The organism is Geminisphaera colitermitum TAV2 (assembly GCF_000171235.2).
Lineage (GTDB): Bacteria > Verrucomicrobiota > Verrucomicrobiia > Opitutales > Opitutaceae > Geminisphaera > Geminisphaera colitermitum.
This window is the reverse complement of record NZ_ABEA03000144.1, coordinates 1-21,635: the sequence shown is the minus strand read 5'-3', so window position 1 is coordinate 21,635 and position 21,635 is coordinate 1. Positions and strand designations below refer to the sequence as shown.

Here is a 21,635-nt window from a genome sequence, read left to right as displayed (position 1 = left end):
CGCGCCTGTGGTCTGTTGGGCGGGCCGTTAAAACGGCCCGTCAAAGCGGCGATGAATCGCCGCACTCCACAATGGCGGGCGGGACGCCCACACCATGGTAGGGGCTTCGCTTGCGAAGCCCGCGCATGTGATTTGTTGCCTCGACCGGCTTGGCGCGGGCGTCGCAAGCGACGCCCCTACAGCGGGCGGGACGCCCGCGCCACTTTTAGGCGAGGGTCCAGGTGCCGTCGGGGTTGCGGGTGAGGGTGTGCGTTTCGCCGGTGGTTTTTTCGGTGAGGATGAGACGGGTGGCGTCGGCGTGGACGAGGGTCCAGGTTTCGGTGGCACCGGGGCTTTCAAGGACGGTGGTGTCGGGGGCGGGTGTCTTGAGATGCCAGCCAGCAGTGGCTCCGGGATCATCAACACAAATGGCGTGCACGGCGAGGCGGTCGGTGGTGGCGGTTTTGTCGGTCCAACGAACGAGGAGGCCGGAGCCGGGTTTTCCTTCGCCGAGTTGGTTGGGAAGGGGATGATAGGCGTCGTGGATATATGAATACATGGGGTAGGGCATCATGTTGCCTCCGGCGCAGTGGAAGAGTTTCATGCCGGCGTTGCCGCGGCGGGCAACGAGGCGGTCGGGTCGGACGAGTTTGAGGTCGAGGGCGTCGTCGCGGTTGTTGAGGAGCCAGTGCCAGGTGGTGGTCACGGGGTCGTCGGCGCGGATGCGGTCGATCACAAAGAGGGCGTGCGTGCCGCAGAGGAGCCAGATGCGGGTGAACTCGGTGAGGGGGGAGCCGTAGAGCGCGGAGGCTTCGCTGGCAATGGCGGTGACGCGTCCGGCGCGAGCAAGGAGGGTGCGGCGTTCGTTGCCGGAGGGGCGTCCGCCTCGGGTGACGGGGGCGTCGGTGCGTCCGGTGGCGTGATCGAAATGGCGGCGGGCAGTGCGGGTTTGATCGAGTTCGCGGTTGAGGTGCTGGTCTTCCTGGAGTCCGAGGCCGCCGGGAGCGGAGGGGGCGGCGATGGTAAATGTGCAGGTGTTGTGGGTGTTGGTGCGGGCTTCGACTTCGTGGATGAGGTTGCGGTAGCAGGAGTGGCCGGGGTCGGCGAGGAGGCGTTCCTGGTTGTGCACGAGGATGAAGCTGTTGAGGTCGCCGTGGAGGTGGCCGGGACCGTGGAGCGGATCAGGAGCGCCGTGGACGGCGAGGATGGTGCGTCCGCCGTGTTCGAGCCAGGCATCGCGGGCGAGGACGTCGCCGCAACTGAAGCCGGTGACAAGGTCGAGGCCGGCTTCGGGAGCGGAGGGGGGGAGGGGGGCGGTTTCGAGGGCGGCAGGGAGGAGCGATAGGCTGAGGAAACCGAAGTCATTGACGAAACCAAAGGTGGCTTGGTCGTGCGGGGGTTGTTCGATGACGGGGGTGTAATGGGTGTCGAAGAGCCAGCGGGCGAGGCGGGCTTCGGCAGGGTGTCTGGTTTTGGCGCGGGTGGCGATGTGGAGGAGGAGGTCGGCGGTGGCGCGGTAAATGGCGGCGGAGTCGTTGAAGTTGGCGGCGCGGGGGCGGGGATAGGCGCCCCAGCCTGAGAGGGGTTTGGTGTAAAAATGCGAGGCGGCGTCCCAGCGGGGTTTTAGCGCGTAGGGGGCGAGGGGGAGGGTGGTATCGAGTTCGGGGGTACGGCGAGTGAGGGACTCGCGGGCGAGCATGAGGGTGTAGGCGGCGTAGTTGCTGTATTGGAGGGATTCGCCGTAGGAGCCGTCGGGTTGGAAGATGTCAACGCAGCGGCGGAATTCGTCGGCGGCGCGGGCGAGGGCGGCGGTGTCGTTGATGACGGCGGCGGCGGTGGCCACGCCGGCGTTGAGGACGCAGCGCCAGTTGGCGAGGTGGTTGCTGTCGTCGAGCCAGCGTTGGCAGAGGGGGATGGCGGTCTCGCGGAGTGTAGTGGTGAGCTCACTACGTTCGGCTTCGGTGAAGACTCCGGGGGCAAGGTCGAGGGCAACGGCGATGGCCCAGGAGAGGTGGGCGGTTTCGAGGTGGCCGATGGGGGGATTTTTGGTGTGGTTGCGGAAGTTGGGTCCGACCCAGTCGGCGACGGGGCGGCGGGCTATGGCGAGGGTGTTGGAGCGGAGCCAGGCGTCGAGGGTGGGGCTGGGTTTGATGGCATGCACCATGGCGGCGTCGGTGATGTATTCGCCGACGAAGTGCCACCAGTCGGTGGTGGTCTCATGAGTGGCGAGCGAGGGGCTGGCAGCGCGGCGTTCGGCCCGGTTGACAAGCGCCCAGTAGAGGGCGCGGGCCGGGTTTTGGGCGCGGGCGGCGGAGAGGGCGGTGCGTTCGGTATCAGTGAGGAAGAGTGGCATGGCGGAAAAAGTAGTGAGTAGCGGGTAGGTGAGAGTCGTAGTGGTGGCGAAGGGGGGGGGGGGGAGGCCGGGAATAGAGTTAGTCTGAGGTGCCCCCATGAGGTTTGTAGCGCTCATGGGGGGAGGGGATGTTATCGGCTATTTCTTGAAGAATTCGAAGGATTCGAAGCTGACTTCGTGCATGACGATGTGGGAGGGGAGCGTGAGCACGAAGTTGATGACGTTGGCAACGTCGGTGGCTTGCATGAACTTCTCACGCGGAACGGGGCGGTCGCCCCAGAATCCGACGGTGTTGACGGGTCCGGGTTTGATGGCGGTGACGCGGATGTTGTTCTTCATGACTTGAAGCGCGAGTCCCTGGCCGAGAACGGAGACGGCTGCCTTGGCGGCGCAGTAAACGGGGGCGTTGGGATTGGGTCGCGTGGCGGCTTGCGAGCTGATGAAGCTGATGAGCGGGTTTTGCGCAGGATCAGTGAGGGGGATGAAGTGCTTGGCGGCGAGGAAGAGTCCCTTGAGGTTGACGTCGATGATCTTGTCGTAGGATTCGACAGGCATGTCGGCAATGGGCGCAGCGATGGACATGCCGGGGAGGTTGATGAGGACGTCGGCGCGGCCAAATTTTTGTTTAATGGCAGCGAAGAAGGCAGCGGTGCTGGTTTCTTCGGTGATGTCGATGGCCGCAGTGAGGACGTCGGTGGCACCGAGTTTGCGGGCGTGGTCGGCGAGTTCGGCAAGCGGGGCCGTGCCGATGTCGGCAAGGGCGAGGCGGGCGCCTTGAGGGGCGAGGGTGTCGATGAGCGCGCGGCCAAATCCGCCGCTGGCTCCGGTGATAACAATGATGCGATCTTTCATGGTGTGCATTTTTTATGGTTGGTGTTTGTAGTGGAAAGATGGATGCAGGGGGGGGGGGGGGGGGGGGGAGGGTTCAGAGTTTGCCGCGGCGTTCTTCGAGGAGGCGGCGGGTTTCGCGGGATTTTTCCTCGGTGATGGGGAACCACCACAGGAGGAGCAGGGCGATGACGGCGGAGGCGGAGGGAATAATATAAAACCACCAGCGCATGGCGTCGATCACGCCGGGGGCTTGGTTTTTGCCGAGTTCGGCGTGGTACCCGGTCACAAAGAGCACAAAGCCGGCGAGCATGGCGGTGGCTGAGATGGAGAGTTTGCTGATCCATGCCGAAACCGATCCGATGGCGCCCTCGCGTCGCAGGCCGGTCGTGAGTTCGTCGTGGTCGCAGATGTCAGCTTTGATCGACGAGATGAGGAGCCAGAATCCCGTGGCCGAGGGGACGGTGAAGAGGTGGACCAGGATGCTTAGGTAGGGGTATTCGGGGACGTAAAAGAGCCATTTCGCAAATCCGCTGATAATGAGCATGATGAAGCAGACGGCGAGGGCCTTGCGCTTGCCAATGTGCATGGACAGGCGGTTCAGGAGATAGACGGAACAGAGGCCGATCACGAAGGCAATGTTGCCGCTCCATCCGGTGAGAATGCTCTGCTTTTTCAGGTCGCCGTCGAAGAGGTAATAGAGGCCGATGTAGAATCCGAGGTGCCCGACGGTGCGGCCTCCCAATGTGTTAAACATTGTTATGGCCACCATGATCATGAAGGGACGATTTTTCAGCGTCATCCAAACGGATTTGAGGATGGAAATTTTTTCCTGTTTTGAAGCTTTTTTGAAAAAGCGTTCGGTCAGAAATATGACGGGGATGAGGCCGACCACGATGAGTAAGGCGCCAACGGTGAGGCCCATCCAACGGACTCCGAGCATGGTGTCGCCTCCCCAGACTTTCATCTGCGTGAAGGCCAGCGCCCAGGGGCCGAGCAAGCCGACCAGTTTGCCAACGTAGGCTCGCATTTCCATGACGCGCGTGCGCTCGTTGTAGTCGGGCGTGAGTTCGTAACCGAGCGCTGTCCAGGGGATCGTGAAGAAGGTCTGGCAGGTGAAAAAGAGAATCGAAAAGAGGGTGAACCAAATAAAAACCCCCGTGCTCGCCATGCCGCTGGGCACGCACCAGATGAGGGGAAAGGTGATGCCGGCTCCGATGGCACCGACAAACATGAAGGGGCGGCGGCGTCCCCAGCGTGTGCGGGCGTTGTCGGAGAGCGCGCCGATAATGGGATCAGTAACGGCGTCCCACAGGCGCATGATGCCAATAGCCACACCGAGCAGGCGTGGGTCCATGCCGAGGATAACGTTGAAGACGGGGTTGGCGTTGCCCATCAGGGTGTCCGTCCCGATGTGATCCGTGAAATTCCCCGATCCGTACGCAATACGTTTGAGTACCGGAACTTTGTCCTCGGTGGCCGTGGCCTGAACTTCGTGAAAGAGTTTTTTGGACATGCGGGGGGGGGGGGGGAGGGAAGTAGCGGGTAGCGAGTAGTAGGGAGGGCGGGAGGGCGGGAGGCGGGAGGCAGGGGCTTCGCTTGCGAAGCCCGCATTGGCAGGACGGACCTGCGAATTGCATTCGCGGGCTTCGCAAGCGAAGCCCCTACAAGAAGTGTGTAGTTTTTTTAGAAATACCCGCCACGTTTTACGATTTCGACGGCGGACATGCCTTCTTTGATCCAGCGCTTGAGGTCGGATTCGCCGTGGGCGATTTCCTCGGCGCGCTCAAGGATGGGGACGGCGAGTTGGCGCGGAACACAGAGGGCTCCGTCGATGTCGGCGAAAATCAGGTCGCCGGGATTTACAAAAACATCGCCCATCTGGATCGGTGTTTGCCAGGAGCTGATGCGGAAGCGGCCAAGCATGCCGTTGGAACTGCGATAACGAATCCAGAGCGGGAAACCGAGATTGAGAACTTGGTCGGTGTCGCGCACGCCGCCATCGACGACTGCGCCACGGCAGTGTTTGCGTTGCGCGGCCATGGTCATGCACTCGCCCCAGTGGGCGGACTCGGTGTCGAGCGAGGTGTCCCAGACGACGAAGGAGTTTTCAGTGATGGCGTCGAGCATCTCGGCGCGGCGGGCCATTTCGCTGGTGAGTTGCAGGTTTTTCGCGCCCTTGATGGTGAAGGCGAAGCCGGCGGCGCGCATGTTGTCGCGCAGAGGCATAAGGCCGTTGGGAAGCGTCTGGCGGGTGAGCTTGCGCTCGCGCAGGGCGTCGTTCACGGCGGCGGTGAAGATTTTTTCGTAGCGGTCGCAAATCTCGCGCTCGGGAAGGGGGAGCGGAGAAAAGGGATCGACCGCGCGTTCGGCCTCGAGGTCCTCGAGTTTCATCTTGGGCGGGGGCGTGTTGGTCATGCGGCGGCCATTAAATCAGATCGGAGATGGGATGTCTTTAGACCGGGTTGACGGAGTTTTCATTTTTTTGACATTGGCGGAAATGACGCCCAGGCTGCGCGGCATCATGGGTTATGCGGTTCATTCTGTTGAGGGTCTTGGCGCACCGTTTCTGCTGGTGGATGAAATGGTGTTTGTCATTCCACGGGGCGGAGAGGTGCGGCTGGCGCGGCATCATTTTAAGTTTTTGTTCATTTTGGGCGGCGAGTTTGAGCACGAGATCGAGGGGATGGAGGGGCGGCGGCGGCTGGGGCCGGGTGACATCCTGGTGGCACCGTTGGTTGACAGGCATTGTTATGTGAACCGGCATCCGCGGAAGGCGGTGCAGGCGCATGTGGTGAGGTTGTTTTTGGACGGGGCGTTTTTGAAAAAGAGGGCGGCGCGGAGGACGCGAAAACCGGAGGCGGATTTTTCGGATTTCGTGGTGCATCATTTTCCCGATGTGGTGCAGCTGTCGGGTGGTATCGACAATGAGATTACAGAATTGGTCACGGCGTTGCGGCGGGAGACGGAGGAAAAGGATGCGGGGTTCCGGCATCGGGTGAGGTCGATTTGCACGGATTTGATTGTGGCGGTGGCAAGGCGGGCCGGGCGGCTGGCGGGCGGGGGGGGGGAGGGGGCGGGAAGGGGTGGCGAGGGTATTGAGAAATCGACGGGAGCGACGATCGTGGCGGCGGCGAAGGAGTATGTGTTAAAGCATCTGGCGAGCGACATGCGGTTGGGGGAGATCGCATGGCATGTGGGGAGGGGGGAGGAGCATCTGGCGCGGGTGTTTAAGCGGGAGACGGGGCGGAGTGTTTTTGATTATGTGCGCGAGTTGCGGATCAACGAGGCGAAGACGCATTTGCTGGACCCGGCGCTGACGTTGACGGTGATCGCGGAGCGGTGCGGGTTTCACTCGTTGTCGTTTTTCAGCCGGACGTTTCGCCAGCATGTGGGGATGTCACCTTCGGCCTACCGGCAGCATGCGCAGGCAGAGTTGCGGCCAATGATAACCCGGCGGTAGGAACCGCCGGGTAAATCCCTAAAGGGATGTCCTAAGAATTCATTTTTGCACAGAAGGTAACCAAGAAAACGAAGATAAAGACAGGGAGCGTAATGGTTTTTTCGACGTTTTCAGTGGAGACTCGATAAGTTGATATAGCGGGAGTTGGCGCGGTAGCGCCCGTAGCGCAGGCATCTTGCCTGCCATCTAAATTGATTGCGCGAAGCGCGGTGACATCGGTTTGTCACGTAGTTCGGTGCTTTATTGCCAATCCGAACCGTGTGACTCACGAATACGGAGAGGTAACGGTTCGGGCTAAAGCTCCGAACGACGTCAAGGCAAGCGGCGCTTCGCGCAGTAGATTGGATTGCAGGCAAGATGCCTGCGCTACGGGCGCTGCCGCGCCACCTCTCGTCTATCCACTGAAAACGTCGAAGAACCACGTAAGGTGTTTTAATTTATTTGTTTTCAATAGGTTGTTGAAAACAAAAGTTCCATCTCAATTGGTTGTCTTCGTTGCCTTCGTTACCTTCTGTGCAATTTTCAGCCCCCCCCTAAATCCTAAAAAGGGGGGGCAGCCGTGTCCGTGGATTGTTTTAGGATTTAACGGCTTAGGATTTAGGATTTCCGACGCAGCCGGTCAGATGGCGATGCTCTTGATGCCGAGGCGAAGAGCTTGCGTGAGGGCGAGGGTTACGGGACCGAAGGCGTGCGGGTCGTTGAGGCGGTGGGGGTGGTTCATGTAGTCCTCAATGGTGCCCTGGCCGGGGCTGAGGCAGCCGACGCAGGTGTTGTGAACTGAGCCATCAACGGCGACGTAGGAGAGGAGGGCGCGAATGCCTTTTTCGAAAGCTGTGCGTGCTTCGGCTCCCAGAAGTCCGCGCTCAAGACCGGCTCCGATGGCGTAGAGGATGAGGCTGGTGCCGGAGGTCTCCACAAAGGAGTCGTGGCGGGTGAGTTCCTGGTGCCAGAGTCCGGCTGTATCTTGAACGCGAATACAGGCGGCGACGTGGCTGGTGAAGGCCGCCTCGGCTTCGGGGCGCGCAGGATGGGTGTCGGGCAGGTAGTTGATGAGTTCGGTGAGGGCGAGGATGCCCCAGCCGTTGCCGCGGCTCCAGTGGTCTTGCGAGCGGTGGCCGGGGCCGCGGAAGTTGCGGGCTTGGTTGATGAGGCCGGTGGCGGGGTCGAGGAGGAATTTCAGGTGGTCGCGAATCTGGTTCCAGGCTTCTTGAACAAGGTCGTCGCGCTTGAGGGCGAGGCCGGTGAAGAGGAGGAAGGGGGTGACGGCAAAGGCGACGTCGATCCAGATTTTTTCGGCAGGAACGTCAGCAGGGTGCGAGAGGACGCCGTTGCGGTCACGAGGTGCCTTGGTCATGATTTGGTCGGCGGCAGCCTCGAAGATCGCAGGGTCGGTGTTGGGGAGCTGGCCTTGCCAGAAGAGGTAGGCAGCGCCGTTGCCACCAACGCGGTAGTTGGGGAAGTTGCAGGAGCCGGCCCATGTGGTGTGGCCGTCAACGCCGTTGTTGAGGAATGGGGTCAGGTGCTCGCGGACGAGGGCGAGGAGGCGTTCGCGTTCGGCGGAATCCGTGACGCTGAGGGCGAGCCGGGCGAGGCCGTGGAGGGATACGATGCCTGTGTAGTGGGCAAGGGTGTGGGTGGCGACGTTGCGGAGAAAGGCGCGCTCGGCGAGGTGCGCGCAGTCAACGGCGGCGGTCGCGGGACCGACGGGCAGAGAAACGGGAGGGACGGGTGTGTGGTTATTTTTCATTTTGATTTTTGGATTGTGGATTGCGGACAAATATTCGGCTAATCGGAATAATTATCCAGTAATGCGGTATGATCTTGCGCAGTCAAGAGTGAACCGCGATGTTTTGTTTCATGAAATTGACAACAAAGGCAGTGCGCGGAGAGAACCCGAAAGGCGGTGTGCAATCGTTGCAACGCGGGCTGGCCATTTTGGAGCGGGTGAGTCAGGCGGAGGACGGGGTGACACTGGCCCGACTGGCGGAGTTGACGGGGATGAAAAAGACGACGGTGCACAATCTCGCGCGGACGTTGCTGGACGAGGGTTATCTGGCGCGGTGGACGCAGCCGGTGCGGTATGGGCCGGGGCCGGCGCTGGCGGCATTGGGGGGACGGAGCGGGATGACGAATGCGTTGCACGCGGCGGCGGGACCGCTGCTGGTGTCGCTGGCGCGGGAGTTCCCGGGTTCGGCGGCGTTGCTGGCGGAGGCGTCGGGGACGGAGGTGCGGGTGACGTTGCGGGTGAGTCCGGAGGTTCCGGGCGAGGTGGAGCGGCCGGTGGACCGGTTGAGCCCGCCTTACATCAGCGCAACGTCGCTGGTTTTTCTGGCGATGGGGGGCGAGGCCTGGCGCGAGGTGTGCATGCAACGGTATCCGTTTTCTGATTACGGAGCGCCTTTGTGGGGAACGGTGGCGGCGCTGGAGGCGCAACTGGCAAGGGTGCGTGAGGAGCGGGGGGTGGTGCTGCAGAAAGCGGGCGCGGGAATTGCTCCGATGGCGGTGCCGGTGTCGGGGGCGCGAGGCGAGGTGCTGGCGTCGCTGGGGCTGGCGTTTCGGTGTGGCGCAAAGGGGCCGGGCGTGGCGCTGGAGAGGTTGCGCGACCGGGCGCGGGAGTTGGGGGCACGGTTCGGCGGCGGAGCGTGAAAATTAGAGCTTTTCCGTTTAATTTTGTCTCACGAGGAGGCGCGGAGAACGCAGAGGGAGGGAAATGTAATATTCTTAAGGGAGGTTCTAAAAATTCATTTTTGCACAGAAGGTAACCAAGAAAACGAAGATAAAGACAGAGAGGACGGCGTATTGTAATTTATTTATTTTCAATTGTTTATTGAAAACAAAAGTTCCATCTTAATTATTTATCTTCGTTACCTTCTGTGCAATTTTTAGAACATCCCTTAATTTACTTATACTTAGTAATATGGGGTTTCTCTGCGTCTCTGTGTCTCTGCGTGATCTCTTAAATCTTGCGACAAATTGAACCGAAAATGCTCTAATTCTTAATTTTGCGCAGGCCGAGGAGAAATTCGCGGTTGCCGTCCGTGCCTGTGATGGGCGAATCCATCGCGCCGATCAGCGTGGAGCCGGGCAGTTCGGTGAGCGCGAAGGTCATTATGTCGGCGAGCACGGCGTCTTGCACGGCGGGGTCGCGGATGACGCCGCGGCCTTTGTCCACCTCTGACTTGCCGGCTTCGAACTGGGGCTTGACGAGCGCCACAAGCACGCCGCCGCCGGGGGCGACAAAGGGCCACACGGCGGGGAGCACGCTTTTGAGGGAGATAAAGGAGAGGTCCATCACGACGGCATCGAAGGCGGGGCGGGGGAGGTCGCCGGGCTTGAGATGGCGGGCGTTGGTTTGCTCGATGTTGGTGACGCGCGGATCGCCGCGCAGTCGGGTGTGTAGTTGCGCGCGCCCTACATCCACGCAGACGACGGACGCCGCTCCGGACTGGAGGGCGCAGTCGGTGAAGCCGCCGGTGGAGGCACCGACGTCGAGCACATGGGCGGCGCGCACGTCGAGGGAAAATTTTTCTATAAAACCTTGCAGCTTCTCACCGCCGCGAGAGACGAAACGCGGGGGCTGGTCAATGGTGAGGGGAAGGTCGGCGGGGTAGGTTTTTCCGGGTTTGTCGAGGCGTTCCGTGCCGAGTCGCACGCGTCCGCTCATGACGATGGCGCGGGCTTGCGAACGGGTTTCTACAAAACCGCGGGCAACGAGGAGTTCATCGAGTCGGAGTTTGGCGGCAGGTGGCATGAGGGGGGGGGGGAGGGAGGGGGAGCTTAGCGCTGAGGATTTAAAAAGAGTGGTTCACCACGGAGACACGGAGGCACAAGCAGAGGCAGGATTAGAGCATTTTCGGTTTTTTTTGTCTCACGCAGAGGCGCGGAGAACGCAGAGAGAGAAAAATGTAATATTTTTAATTCACTTATACTTAGTAAGATGGATTTTATCTGCGTCTCTGCGTGATCTCTTAAATCTTGCGACAAATTGAACCGACAATGCGCTAATAGCCACGAGAGGGTGTTTTTACGGTCATTCATTTTGCCTCCAGTTTTGTTCTTTGTGCCTCTGTGCCTTTGTGGTGAATCATTGTCTGCACTTCGCCCGTGATCGTGAATTCTTCGCGGTCGTGATAAAGGTGGCGGATGCGGAAGCCGGGAGCGTGGCGGACGAAGGGCGAATCCGCAGCGCGCAGTTCGCGCAGGAGCGCGATGGGATCGGTGCGGCCAAATTTCAGGATGACCACAAAACGCCGGCACCAGCCGCCCTCCAGCCAGGGCGTCACGAGGTTGCGCATGACGTGGTAAGGGTCATCGACGAGGTCGCAAAACATCCAGTCGGCCACGCCGCCCGTTGTATCCGTTTTTTGAGGACGCCAGCCGAAGGCGTCTTCGCGCAGGTGGGTGATGAGCGGGTGGTCGAGCGCGCCGCCTTTGAGCGGGCCGTTGTCGATGGCAATGACGCGGGCGCCGCGTTTGGCCGCGCTGTAACTCCAGCCTCCGGGGGCGGCGCCGAGGTCCACGACGGTTTCGTCTGCGGCGGGTTCGCGGCCCAGCACGGCGTAGGCTTCCTCGATTTTGAGGTAGCTGCGCGAGGGGGCGAGGGGATCGTCGGCCATGCGATGCTGGCCGTTGAAATGAGCGGTGCGGGCAACGTGCGCTTTTTGAAAATCGGTCAGGAAGACGAAGAGCCCGCGCGCGCCGGAAGCACCGGTGATGCCGCGGGGTTTGTCGGGCGACGCGAGCCGGGCGACGCGGCCCATGCGTTTGCGCAAAAGTTCGCCGAAGGCTTTTCCGACGGCATCGACACGGCGGCCAAGCCCGTCGAGTCCGGCAGCGGCCTCGAAGAGACAGGGCCAGTTGCCTTCGAAGCGTTCGGTGCGGGCGGATTCTAAAAAAATATCGAGGATGCGGGTGGCGAGGGCGTTGACGGATTCGCCGGTGATGTCGGTCGGATCGATCAGCACCGAATGAGCAAAGCAGAGGTCGGGCAGGGCAGGGGGGGGGGGGGCGGCGCGCAGCCAGCCGCTGCCAATCTCGGAGGCGGAGATGCCGTGGGTGCGCAGTTCTTTTTCGAGCAGCAATTCGAAGCCGGGCTGGGAGCGGAAGATCATCGGAAAAAGAAGAGTTGCCCACGAAACACACGAAATGACACGAAAAGAAAGGCAGGAATCTGATGTTTTTTTTAACCACTAATGGACACTAATGGGCACTAATCTGAGAGGCAGGGCGGTGATTCCATTAGTGGGTATTAGTGTCCATTAGTGGTTTAAAAAGACCTGCCCCTCCGCCTTGGTGCTGTGGAACAAATCATGTTACCGCCGCGCACGAGGCGCGTTCGATCAGCGTGACCGGCAGCACGATTTTGCGACTGGCGGCAGGCCGGCCCTCCAAGGCCTGACGCTCCACCTCCGCCAATCCGGCCCGGCCCATTTCCTCCAGAGGGAAATGCACCGTGGTCATCGCCGGATGGCTCGTCGCCGCGCCCGCCTCGTCGTTGAGTCCCATGACGCTCACTTCGTCGGGCACGCGCACACCGCGCGCCTGCAAACGCCCCGCCGCGCAGATCGCCGCGGTGTCATGAAAACAGAAAAATGCCGTGGGACGCTCACCGGCTTTTGGTTGCCCCATGCAGTAGTCCACTGCCGCCGAAACGTCCGTCGTATTGAGTTTTCCATGACAGAGAAGATGCGGCTTCAAGGTCAGCCCCACCTCGCGCATCCCCTGCGCGAATCCGCGTTCGATTTCCGTCTGGTTGTAGCGTGTGTTGCCGAATGATCCTGTGATGAACGCGATGTTGCGGTGGCCCATCCCATGCAGATGATGCACCGCCATCCGCGACGCCTCCGCGTAGTCGGGGCAAATGCTCAGAAACCCCGGCATTTCCAAGTGCTGGCCGAGGTAAACGAATGGGCGTCCTGATTCCAGCAGATGTTGCACGAGGGACGGGTTCGGTCCGCTCGCCAGGATAAACTTCGTTGCGCTCTCCTGACGCACCGGCAGCGGCAGTCGCTCCGGATGCTGCATGTAGTCGATGCCTAGGTCGAACAACGCATATGTCACCTGTTGTTCGCTTTGTTTCATTGCCTTCATGACGCCTCCTAACATGCGACCGAAGTAGTGATTTTGTGCTCCGTCCGGCGTGCGATTGTTGACCATGAAGCACACGTCTCCGAGTTGCGGATAGATGCGTGCGCGCGCTGCCTGGCTTTTGGGTTGGTAGTGGAGTTTCCGGCACGCCGCCGTGATGCGCTGCTGCGTGCCCTCACTGACGCGGATGCCGTAGTTGCGGTTGTTGAGGAACGACGAAACCGCCGAGACCGACACGCCCGCCACGCGTGCGATTTCCGTCATTGTCACGGCTTTTGACGGCGCGGCCTCCCCGTTCGCATTTCCTGTTCCATTGGTGGAAGCGGAAGGCGTGCTGGCAGAAAAAGAAGCGGCGCGAGGCTTGCCTGATGACATGCGCGGAACTGTGACGAAAGGAGCGACCATGATAAAACTGATAAAAACTTTATTTATCACCATGTCACGCTCTATCTCTCAGGGAAAACTACCATGATAAGAATAGTTGGATCACATGAATTCGCAGGATTTGATAAATTTTTTATTGACCTCATTCCATCTCTGTCGCATCTCTGCTCTCGCATCTGCCAAAACGAGTTTTCCCCATGAGCACCCTGCGCCTAAAAAACACTCACTCTGCCGCCGCCTTCACCCGGATTGAACCGCTGACGCGACCTGAGCTAGCTCAGGTAACAGGACGACGAAGGAGTCCTGTTAAGATCCCCTCCCTGGCCTTCCGAGACCGCGCCTTCACGCTGATCGAACTGCTGACGGTCATCGCCATCATCGGCATCCTTGCGGCGATCATTTTGACGACCCTCGGCGGCGTCCGCGCCAAGGCCCGCCAAACCCGCTGCCTCTCCAATCTCCGCCAGATTCAGATGGCGAATATCCTCTATGCTTTGAACAACAACGACCGCTACGTCCGCCACAGGCTTGCCGACGACAGCGGCAAGTGGCACGATACCACTGCGTTTCTCCAATACCTCGACGCACGGAAAACCAGTGGCAACAAGGTTCCCGACGGCATGCGCTGCCCCGACCGCATTCACCACAGTGACCACTGCTCCTACGGATACAACTTCACGGGACTCAACAGCGACCAGAAGGCGCAGGGCATCAAGACGGGCGAGGTACGCCGTCCCAGCCAGACCTTCGCCTTCGCCGACGCGCTCGACTACCAGATCAACAGCTCAAACGCCGGTAACTACAAACCGGATACGGCAAAAATCAGTCAGACCGCCGCCTTCCGCCACAATGACAAAATTAACCTCGTCTTTTGGGACGGCCACGCCGCCACCCGCCCGCGCCAAGTCGTCGTCAGCAATGCCGGGCGGATTTGGAATACGAAAGACGACTAAGCTCTTCCCTCCCATCCCTCCTCTCCCCATCAAAAACTGAAATCAAGAAATCAAAATCCGACCGACCATCTAGCAATCAGCCCTCTATCCAACATGAAAACAAACACTTGTTCCATCCTCGCAAAATTCGCTGCCTCGCTTGTTGTGTGCGCGTTCATGTCCGCCGCGTCGGCGCACGCCGCCACCATCATCCCCTATGCACCTGCCGCCGACACCTACGTTATGAACGGCAGCAGCGGCGCCAATGGGGACATCAATTACGGGGCTGCCACAACCATCCAGACTCGTAACACACAACACAACTCCGCGCACCGTCTCGCCTATGTCCGCTTCGACCTCGACGGTTTTGCTGCCGATCCCGTTTCAGATACCACATTGACCTTCACCTTTGCCAGTCGCGCATTGAACAGCGTCATCGCCGACTATTCCACGGTCAGCGTCTATGGCCTGAATTACAATTACGTCGCTTCAGATGGAAAACTCGGACTCGACTGGATCGAAACCAGCGATCCCGATGAAGGGATTGTTGGTCTCACCAACAACAACGCTCCGTGGAAAGCCTCCAGCAGCAACAGTGTTCCCAGCACTGTTACGTTGCTGGGAACTTTTCAGGTGCCGCTCCAAACGGCCCCAGCCGGAGGCACACCATTTTCGATCACCGGCACGGCGTTGAAAGACTTCCTCGAAACATTTCGTCTCAACGGCGTTGACGATGTCACCTTCATTCTCCGTTCGAGCACGGATGCGACGCTCAATTTCGCCTCTAAAGAGAGCACCACCTACCCGAATTCTACCACGCTCAGCGTCACCTATGCTGCTGCCGCTGTTCCAGAACCCACTACCTGCGCCGCGCTTGCCGGACTTGCCGCGTTGCTCCTCTCAATCGCAGTAACACGCCAGCGCCGCCATCGTAGTTTGGTGCTTTAGCCCGAACATCAGCGTTCACATCACATTTCCCCCCCTCTCTCCATGCAGTGCGGGCTAAAGCACTGCACTACGTTTTTTTATTTCCCGATGAACCACCGCCCCCCGACCACGCTTCGCCACGCTTGCCTCGCCTTCGTGATTGCCACGACAACCCTCGCACAACTCGCAACCGCATCCGCCTCCGTTGCCACCATCGATGCCACTGCATCCGCCCCTTGGCGCACCGATCCTACCCGCCGCAAGGAAAACCGTCCTCCCGAACTCTGGCGCAGTTACCGGCACGGTGTGGTTGATTTTTTTGCCAAACCGCTTGTCGTTACTTTTCCCAAGGCTCCCCCCCCCACGTCTGTGGATATTAGCGATCCGATTGCGCCTGCACCTGGGGTTTCCGTCATCACCGTGGCCGGTAAGAAAAATTTTACCTCAGCTCCGATTCCGTTGAGCGGTGCCGATATCGAGGCTCTTCGCGGGAAAAAAGTCCGGTTTTTTTATTGGATGCGCGGAGAAAACATCGGACGCAACCCCACACCCAACAGTTACCACGACGCCCCGCAACTTTACGTCATCATCAAGGACGCCAAAGGCAAACAACTCAGCAACATCATATCGCACATCGGGGCCATTGGAACGTATCCGTGGCACGGATACCATAGTGACATCCAGATACCGAGCGCCGCCGCCAAAGTTCAATTCCAGATAGAAAACCTCCATACTGGCACCGCTTGGTTCGGACGTTTTTCTTACGAAGCGATCACGGATCAAAACACCTATTCTACCAACGAAAAACAGGATCCTGACACTGGCAGTCTGGCGGCCTTTCCTTGGTATGAACCCATCAATTTTCACTTTTTTGCCAAACCACCAGCCAGTCAATATACTTGGAATTTCCTGCGTGGTCCTGCCGCAGGCATGGTCGGGCAACCCTATGACCTTACGACAATCGCCGGTTTGCGCCGGTATTTTACCGAGAGCGTCAAAACCGACCTCGATCAGATGAACCACGGCATCATGTATTTTTCTTCCCGATACAATTTTGGCAAAACGGCGGGAGTGTTGCCTCCAATGGAGGACGGCTGGCTTGCTGAGATGGCCCGCCTCATCCTCGCCGACCAGGATCCAAAAACCGGATACTGGGGAACCGTGGGCATTGAGCAAAGCATGAGTGTTACCTTTCATTTTGTGGACATGCTTTTTGCCTTTGGCGTCGAACGTACGGATTCTCCCGCCAAGCCCGATCCCAAACGTTGCATCACCGACACCCTGCCCCACGCCGAGCAAATGGTGCGCAGCACACTCAAACTTCAATCATCCCACGATGGCAAACTCGCTGCTTGGTCCAGCGCGGCGTACAATTTCACGGACAATCCCAACCAAGGCCGCAACCGCTGCCAGCTCGGCAGCTCGATGAACGCCATCCGCCTGCTTCGCATTGCCCGCCGCTTTGTTGATGCCGATCTGCAACAGCAAATCGATACCTCCATCGAATCCGCTTTCCGCTACATGTTGGAAAACGTCATCACTCCCGCAGGACTCTGGCGGCAAACCAACACCGATGCCGCCCCCAGCAAACCTGCCTATTGGGGCAACATCGTCGATTACTCCCGCTATCTCGAACCGCGCACTGACGCCACGCTGCCTGCGCCACAGTTGGAGCGCCTGAAGCCGGACACGCTGCGTTGCAGCACCTGGCCTGAGCGTCAGAATTCAATCCGTATCTATCTTTCAGATACAAAGCCCGCGTCTGCCGCTGATTTGGAGCCGAAAAAAATTGCTGCAATCATCAGTCGTGGCGATGCCGCTGTGATACAGCTTGATCCATATCTTGCCGTACGTCGCATGGCTGCCGCCGCTCGCGACAACTGGGGGACCAAGGCCTTCGGTGGTTCGAACGGTTATGTTTACGAAAAAACTTTCCGCCAATTACCCAAAAAATTCCCGACTGCGCTCCATGATGCAGAACTCCAACTCGCTCCTGCAACGATTTCAGCTCTATCCAAGGGGCAACGTCTCTACGCCACCACGGTTGACTGGTATGGCCGCGAATCCGCGCCCGTGGAACTCTGAATCGAACGGCAAGCGACCAATATCAAATGGGGACAACCGGCAAAGCATCCTTCCTCTCTCTTCCCCTCCTTGTTCCCTCCTTGCCACCACGCTCCCCGCCCTGACCATGCACGTCCCCCCTCCTCCCGACGCTCTGGCTCAACTCATCCGCGAAGCCGACGCACTGCATCCCCTCCCCCCCCTCACTGTCCTCGACAAAAACCTCACCGCCGCCTCCGGTGACAAACACGACTTTTACGGCATCGGCAAACTCGCATGGCCCAACCCCGCCACCCCCGACGGCCTCCCCTGGATACGTCGTGATGGCCCGCGCAACCCCGCCGCCGCCGGGTCCGACTACGACAAGAACCACTACAACACCACCCTCCGCCGCATCCACACCCTCGCTCTCGCCTGGCACCACACCCGCGACCCCCGCCACGCCGCCAAAGCAACCCAACTCATCCGCGCCTGGTTCACCGCCCCCGCCACCCGGATGAATCCAAATTTCCAATACGCAGCCGCCCTTCCCGGTGTGCACGGCGGCATGCCCATTGGCATCATCGAAGGTGTTGTCCTCATCGACCTCATCGACGACCTCACCCTCCTCGAAACCAGCCCCGCCCTTGCCCCTGCCGACAGCGCCGCCCTTCGCCAATGGTTCACTGACTACGCCACATGGCTCCTCCAAAGCGACTTCGGCAAAACCGAAGCCGCAGCCACCAACAACCACGCCATCTGGTACGCCGCCCAAGTCGCCACCCTCTCCACCTACGCCGGACACCCCGAAAACATCCCCCCCCTGCTCGCCCTCGCCCGTCGGTGCCTTGCCACCAGCCAAGCCACCGACGGGCATTTCCCCCAAGAACTATCCCGCCGCCAGTCCCACCTCTATTCCATCTACATCCTCAACGCCTACGCCACCCTTGCCCGCCTCGACCCCACCCTCTGGCATTACAAAATCGAGAAAACCGCCTCCCAACCCAACCTCCATCGAGCCCTAGCTTGGATACTCCCCTACCTCACCGGATCGGGAACAAAACCCTGGCCCGCACCCGACATTGACCTCGACGCCGGCAAACCCATGGACCCCCGTGCCCTCCCCCTCCTCCGCGCCGCCGCCACCGCCTACCCCGATCTTGCCCTCCAATGCGAAAAAGCCGTCGCCCACATCCTCTCCCAACAACCCACCCCCATCCAAATCCTTTGGCACCTTACCCCACCACCCACAACAGTCCAGCCCTCCCCCGCTTCGAGAAAAATTAAGAATTAAGAGTTAAAATTAAGAAATGAAACCCCGCGCCCATTCAGTGTTCAGCGTTTTCCTTTGCATCGCCACGCTCAGCATGGCCGCGCTTCCCCCGGTAATTTCGTTACCCCTTCATCCTCCCGCCCCCCCCCCCCCCACTTACGGCACACCTAATCTTTTTTCAGGAAAATACGCCGTTGAGGAACTCCGCGCCCTCCTCGTTTCACGCGCCGACTGGAAACCATTCCCGACCATTGACGACCGCGACGCCTGGGCACGGTCCAACCCACAAATGCTCGGCGAAGCCTTGCGTGAGGCCGACGCGCTACTCGCCCGCGCATACTCGTGGCCCGCGCTTCCCGCCACGCACGCCCTCGCCTACACGCGCACCGGTGAGCGCAATCTGTATCAGAAAAACGCCTACGAAAAACGTCGCGTTCTCGCCCTCATGCTCCTCGCCGAAATACATGAAAACAAGGGCCGCTTCATTGACTCAATCATCAACGGCGTTTGGTCCATCTGCGAAGAAACCTTCTGGGGTTCCCCCGCCCACGCCGAAGGTCTTCCCGACATCACCCTCACCAACATCGACCTCTACACCGCCGAAACCGCCGCGCTTCTCGCGTGGACAGACTACTTTCTCTCGCCTCGCTTCGACGCCGTTTCGCCGCGCATACGCACCCGCATCCGCGCCGAAATCGACCGCCGCGTCCTCACCCCGCTGCACGAAGTCCGTTACCCGCTGCCGCACAATCTCTGGTGGATGCTGAAAAGCAAAAACGGACGCCGCCCCAATAACTGGACCCCTTGGATCTGTTCCAACTGGATCAACGCCATCCTCCTCATTGAAACCGACGGGCAACGCCGTGCTGAAATGATTTCCCGTGCGTTGGGAATCCTCGACAACTACGTGAACGCGCATCCGCTCGATGGTGGTTGCGACGAAGGTCCGTCCTACTGGGACGCTGCCGCTGCCGCCGTTTACGACGCCACCGCGCTGCTCAATCTCGCCACCCGCGACGGACACGAGGGCTTCCGTTACGTTTACCAAAACGAGAAAATCCGTGATATGGCCCGCTACATTTATCGCGCGCAAATCAGCGGGAATTATTTCGTCAACTTCGCCGACGCCCGCCCTGTCGTCTACGTTGATTCAGCTCTGGCGTGGCGTTTCGGGCGCGACATCGGTGACCGCGACATGCAGCGTTTCGCGCTGAGCCAGCGCAGGCCGGACGCCGCTTCCCGCTTCGAGGGACTTTTTAACCGCCACAGTTCCCGCCTGTTCTTTGAACTGTTTCTCGGCGACGCGTTTCACGCATCCTCCTCCCCCCCCCCCCCCCTGCCGCAAACCACCTGGCTTCCTGATTTGCAGGTCATGATTGCCCGCGAGAAGGCAGGCAGTGACCAGGGATTTTTTGTCGCGGCCAAAGGCGGCCACAACGACGAGAGTCACAATCACAACGACGTTGGAAATGTCATCGTCTATCACGATGGCGCACCGGTTTTGATTGATGTCGGACGCGGCACCTACACGCGGCGCACGTTCAACGAGGAACGTTACACGCTTTGGTTCGTGCGTTCCGAATACCACAACGTCCCCGCAATCAACGGACACGAACAGCGTGCTGGGATGTCGTTCCGAGCACGCGAGGTTTCCTTCGCGGAGGAGGGTGCTGAGCGTGTTCGGATGACGATGGACATTGCGCCCGCGTATCCGGCGGAGGCCCGCGTTGAAAAATGGCAGCGCACGGTGCTCCTGCATCGGGGCGAGGCAGTCACGATTGAGGATGCCGTCAAGTTGTCCACGCCGTCGGCGAATGTCGACAGGAGCGCAGTGTGGCATTTCATGACATGTCATCCGGCGCGTGTGGCGAAACCGGGCGAAGTGATCATCCCCATGCCAAACGCGGATGCGGGCGGAACAGCGCGGTGGTTTGTGCTTCACTACGATGCCAGGCGGATAGAGGCGTCCATTGAAAAGCTCGAGTTGACGCAACCGGAAGACGTGGAGTTGCGGCAACATTGGGGCGACTCGCTTTACCGGATAAACTTGAAGGCCATTTCACCGGGCGCGGACGACTCGTTCCGGTTCAGAATAACATCCGGTGACAAAGACGATTGACCGCGCCTCTCTCCAAAAACATCGCGCTCTCCACGCTCGTCAACGTGGTCCTGTTTCCGCACATTCGCGGTCCATGACCTCTCCGGCTTCCACGCTCTCAGTGTCTCCCGTCGCTCCCGCCGTCACGCCTGACAACGATGGTTATTTTGATCGCATCCGCGAGCGCGTCCACCCCGACGCCATCCTGCCCTACAAAACCGTGGCAGGGCGCACCTTGACGCTGCACCGGTTTGATCCGGCTACTTCTGGTTCGCCAAACAAAGCCGATGCCATGCCGGTCAAGCGTCCCGCCATTCTTTTCATCCACGGCGGCGGCTGGACGGGCAACGGTCCCGGCGTTGTGTATCCGTGGCTCGAATACTTCGCCAAGCTCGGCCTCGTTGCCTTCGGTCTCGAATACCGCCTCTCCCGGCCCCGTTCGCCGGACGAACGTGCGCGCGGTGAGAACGAATTCGCCGCCATCCTCGACTGCGTGCGCGACGCCCGCTCCGCCATGCGTCACCTTCGCCTCCACGCCGGGGACTACGGCATCGATCCGCACAAAATCATCGCCGCCGGCGGTTCCGCCGGAGCGCACCTCGCCGCCTGCACCACGCTTTTTACGACAAACCTCGCGCTTTACGACGAACCGGGCGAATCCGTGGAAGAATCTCCTGCTGCCAACGCCCTCATCCTGCATTACCCGGTGATCGACACCTCCCCCGCCGGCTACGGCTGCGAACGCATTGGTCCCCGCTGGCGTGAACTCTCGCCGCTCCACGCGGTTCGTCCCGGCCTTCCGCCCACGCTCCTCTTTCACGGCACCGGCGACACCACCACGCCGGTTGTCGGCGCGGAGCAGTTTGCCGCCGCCATGCGCGCCGCCGGCAATCGCTGCGAATATCATCCCGCGCCCGGCGCCGGGCACGGCTACCTCCGGCAGCAACGCGGTTATTTTGAAGACGCCCAGACAATCCAGACCGCCTTTATCGACAGCTTGTGCTGGCTGGGGGAACGGGAATTGTAGGGCGGCATGTTAGAATATTTTCGATTTATTTTGTCTCACGCGGAGGCGCGGAGAACGCAGAGCCGGAAAAATACAATGTTTGTAATTTATTTATAATTAGAGCAGTTTCATTTAAACTGTATCCATTTAGCGGAGAGGAAAAGTGGTGGAGGGGGCAACTCCGGCACGGTAGCGACTGGGACCGCCGGCATCCTGCCGGCAGACGACGCGAAGCGTCGTTGGGTCGGCATCAAAAGTGGCG

17 protein-coding genes are annotated in these 21,635 nt (G+C 60.1%); 9 read left to right on the top strand and 8 right to left on the bottom strand.

Going from position 1 to position 21,635, the window contains the following annotated elements; all coding sequences use genetic code 11:
• Positions 1 to 205: 205 nt before the first annotated feature.
• The 4 genes from OBACDRAFT_RS16570 to OBACDRAFT_RS16555 all read right to left on the bottom strand — a co-directional run bounded on the left by OBACDRAFT_RS16570 (position 206) and on the right by OBACDRAFT_RS16555 (position 5,554).
• Positions 206 to 2,449, bottom strand: a complete 2,244-nt coding sequence (locus OBACDRAFT_RS16570) for a heparinase II/III domain-containing protein (protein ID WP_232767285.1) — start codon at positions 2,447 to 2,449, stop codon at positions 206 to 208.
• 21 nt (positions 2,450 to 2,470) lie between these two features.
• Positions 2,471 to 3,184: an SDR family oxidoreductase gene (locus OBACDRAFT_RS16565; protein WP_043587560.1), complete on the bottom strand. Its 714-nt coding sequence runs from the start codon at positions 3,182 to 3,184 to the stop codon at positions 2,471 to 2,473.
• Positions 3,185 to 3,257: 73 nt separating this feature from the next.
• Positions 3,258 to 4,676 carry an MFS transporter gene (locus OBACDRAFT_RS16560; protein WP_043587540.1) on the bottom strand — a complete coding sequence of 473 codons (1,419 nt, stop codon included), beginning with the start codon at positions 4,674 to 4,676 and terminating at the stop codon, positions 3,258 to 3,260.
• 170 nt (positions 4,677 to 4,846) lie between these two features.
• Complete coding sequence (locus OBACDRAFT_RS16555) at positions 4,847 to 5,554, bottom strand: RraA family protein (protein WP_198529927.1); 708 nt, start codon at positions 5,552 to 5,554, stop codon at positions 4,847 to 4,849.
• A 106-nt stretch (positions 5,555 to 5,660) separates the two neighbouring features.
• On the opposite strand from OBACDRAFT_RS16555, the gene OBACDRAFT_RS16550 reads away from it, so the two are divergent.
• Entirely contained in the window at positions 5,661 to 6,623 is a 963-nt protein-coding gene (locus OBACDRAFT_RS16550; RefSeq protein WP_232767284.1) for a helix-turn-helix transcriptional regulator, read from the top strand.
• A 619-nt stretch (positions 6,624 to 7,242) separates the two neighbouring features.
• Here the strand turns inward: OBACDRAFT_RS16550 and OBACDRAFT_RS16545 are convergent.
• Positions 7,243 to 8,370 carry a glycoside hydrolase family 88/105 protein gene (locus OBACDRAFT_RS16545; RefSeq protein ID WP_043587555.1) on the bottom strand — a complete coding sequence of 376 codons (1,128 nt, stop codon included), beginning with the start codon at positions 8,368 to 8,370 and terminating at the stop codon, positions 7,243 to 7,245.
• A 110-nt stretch (positions 8,371 to 8,480) separates the two neighbouring features.
• Here OBACDRAFT_RS16545 and OBACDRAFT_RS30845 point away from each other — a divergent pair, with 110 nt between their 5' ends.
• A complete protein-coding gene (locus OBACDRAFT_RS30845; protein ID WP_064501523.1) occupies positions 8,481 to 9,269 on the top strand; it encodes an IclR family transcriptional regulator in 789 nt (262 codons plus the stop codon).
• Between the two features lie 343 nt (positions 9,270 to 9,612).
• Here the strand turns inward: OBACDRAFT_RS30845 and OBACDRAFT_RS16535 are convergent, their stop codons facing one another.
• The 3 genes from OBACDRAFT_RS16535 to OBACDRAFT_RS16525 all read right to left on the bottom strand — a co-directional run bounded on the left by OBACDRAFT_RS16535 (position 9,613) and on the right by OBACDRAFT_RS16525 (position 12,974).
• Positions 9,613 to 10,374: a TlyA family RNA methyltransferase gene (locus tag OBACDRAFT_RS16535; protein WP_043587537.1), complete on the bottom strand. Its 762-nt coding sequence runs from the start codon at positions 10,372 to 10,374 to the stop codon at positions 9,613 to 9,615.
• Positions 10,375 to 10,657: 283 nt separating this feature from the next.
• A complete protein-coding gene (locus OBACDRAFT_RS16530; RefSeq protein WP_052362147.1) occupies positions 10,658 to 11,734 on the bottom strand; it encodes an SAM-dependent methyltransferase in 1,077 nt (358 codons plus the stop codon).
• 196 nt (positions 11,735 to 11,930) lie between these two features.
• Positions 11,931 to 12,974, bottom strand: coding sequence for a LacI family DNA-binding transcriptional regulator (locus OBACDRAFT_RS16525; protein WP_052362150.1), 1,044 nt, complete (start codon positions 12,972 to 12,974; stop codon positions 11,931 to 11,933).
• Positions 12,975 to 13,023: 49 nt separating this feature from the next.
• Here OBACDRAFT_RS16525 and OBACDRAFT_RS28970 point away from each other — a divergent pair, with 49 nt between their 5' ends.
• The 7 genes from OBACDRAFT_RS28970 to OBACDRAFT_RS16495 all read left to right on the top strand — a co-directional run bounded on the left by OBACDRAFT_RS28970 (position 13,024) and on the right by OBACDRAFT_RS16495 (position 21,394).
• Positions 13,024 to 13,182, top strand: a complete 159-nt coding sequence (locus tag OBACDRAFT_RS28970; RefSeq protein ID WP_198529928.1) for a hypothetical protein — start codon at positions 13,024 to 13,026, stop codon at positions 13,180 to 13,182.
• A gap of 109 nt (positions 13,183 to 13,291) precedes the next feature.
• Positions 13,292 to 14,047, top strand: a complete 756-nt coding sequence (locus OBACDRAFT_RS16520) for a type II secretion system protein (RefSeq protein ID WP_081722129.1) — start codon at positions 13,292 to 13,294, stop codon at positions 14,045 to 14,047.
• Between the two features lie 93 nt (positions 14,048 to 14,140).
• A complete protein-coding gene (locus tag OBACDRAFT_RS16515) occupies positions 14,141 to 14,974 on the top strand; it encodes a CBM96 family carbohydrate-binding protein (RefSeq protein WP_043587534.1) in 834 nt (277 codons plus the stop codon).
• A gap of 87 nt (positions 14,975 to 15,061) precedes the next feature.
• Entirely contained in the window at positions 15,062 to 17,038 is a 1,977-nt protein-coding gene (locus OBACDRAFT_RS28965) for a hypothetical protein (protein WP_043587532.1), read from the top strand.
• A gap of 106 nt (positions 17,039 to 17,144) precedes the next feature.
• Complete coding sequence (locus OBACDRAFT_RS16505; RefSeq protein ID WP_198529926.1) at positions 17,145 to 18,290, top strand: alginate lyase family protein; 1,146 nt, start codon at positions 17,145 to 17,147, stop codon at positions 18,288 to 18,290.
• 73 nt (positions 18,291 to 18,363) lie between these two features.
• Positions 18,364 to 20,388, top strand: coding sequence for a heparinase II/III domain-containing protein (locus OBACDRAFT_RS16500; protein WP_081722130.1), 2,025 nt, complete (start codon positions 18,364 to 18,366; stop codon positions 20,386 to 20,388).
• A gap of 73 nt (positions 20,389 to 20,461) precedes the next feature.
• Positions 20,462 to 21,394, top strand: a complete 933-nt coding sequence (locus OBACDRAFT_RS16495) for an alpha/beta hydrolase (protein ID WP_081722127.1) — start codon at positions 20,462 to 20,464, stop codon at positions 21,392 to 21,394.
• Positions 21,395 to 21,635 lie beyond the last annotated feature (241 nt).

Coding starts and splice junctions, on each gene's coding strand:
- OBACDRAFT_RS28965 (WP_043587532.1), top strand. CDS start 15,062: ATGAACCACCGCCCCCCGACCACGCTTCGCCACGCTTGCCTCGCCTTC.
- OBACDRAFT_RS16515 (WP_043587534.1), top strand. CDS start 14,141: ATGAAAACAAACACTTGTTCCATCCTCGCAAAATTCGCTGCCTCGCTT.
- OBACDRAFT_RS16550 (WP_232767284.1), top strand. CDS start 5,661: ATGACGCCCAGGCTGCGCGGCATCATGGGTTATGCGGTTCATTCTGTT.
- OBACDRAFT_RS16565 (WP_043587560.1), bottom strand. CDS start 3,184: ATGAAAGATCGCATCATTGTTATCACCGGAGCCAGCGGCGGATTTGGC.
- OBACDRAFT_RS16520 (WP_081722129.1), top strand. CDS start 13,292: ATGAGCACCCTGCGCCTAAAAAACACTCACTCTGCCGCCGCCTTCACC.
- OBACDRAFT_RS16535 (WP_043587537.1), bottom strand. CDS start 10,374: ATGCCACCTGCCGCCAAACTCCGACTCGATGAACTCCTCGTTGCCCGC.
- OBACDRAFT_RS16570 (WP_232767285.1), bottom strand. CDS start 2,449: ATGAGCGCTACAAACCTCATGGGGGCACCTCAGACTAACTCTATTCCC.
- OBACDRAFT_RS16495 (WP_081722127.1), top strand. CDS start 20,462: ATGACCTCTCCGGCTTCCACGCTCTCAGTGTCTCCCGTCGCTCCCGCC.
- OBACDRAFT_RS30845 (WP_064501523.1), top strand. CDS start 8,481: ATGAAATTGACAACAAAGGCAGTGCGCGGAGAGAACCCGAAAGGCGGT.
- OBACDRAFT_RS16530 (WP_052362147.1), bottom strand. CDS start 11,734: ATGATCTTCCGCTCCCAGCCCGGCTTCGAATTGCTGCTCGAAAAAGAA.
- OBACDRAFT_RS16525 (WP_052362150.1), bottom strand. CDS start 12,974: ATGACGGAAATCGCACGCGTGGCGGGCGTGTCGGTCTCGGCGGTTTCG.
- OBACDRAFT_RS16555 (WP_198529927.1), bottom strand. CDS start 5,554: ATGAAACTCGAGGACCTCGAGGCCGAACGCGCGGTCGATCCCTTTTCT.
- OBACDRAFT_RS16505 (WP_198529926.1), top strand. CDS start 17,145: ATGCACGTCCCCCCTCCTCCCGACGCTCTGGCTCAACTCATCCGCGAA.
- OBACDRAFT_RS16560 (WP_043587540.1), bottom strand. CDS start 4,676: ATGTCCAAAAAACTCTTTCACGAAGTTCAGGCCACGGCCACCGAGGAC.
- OBACDRAFT_RS16545 (WP_043587555.1), bottom strand. CDS start 8,370: ATGAAAAATAACCACACACCCGTCCCTCCCGTTTCTCTGCCCGTCGGT.
- OBACDRAFT_RS16500 (WP_081722130.1), top strand. CDS start 18,364: ATGGCCGCGCTTCCCCCGGTAATTTCGTTACCCCTTCATCCTCCCGCC.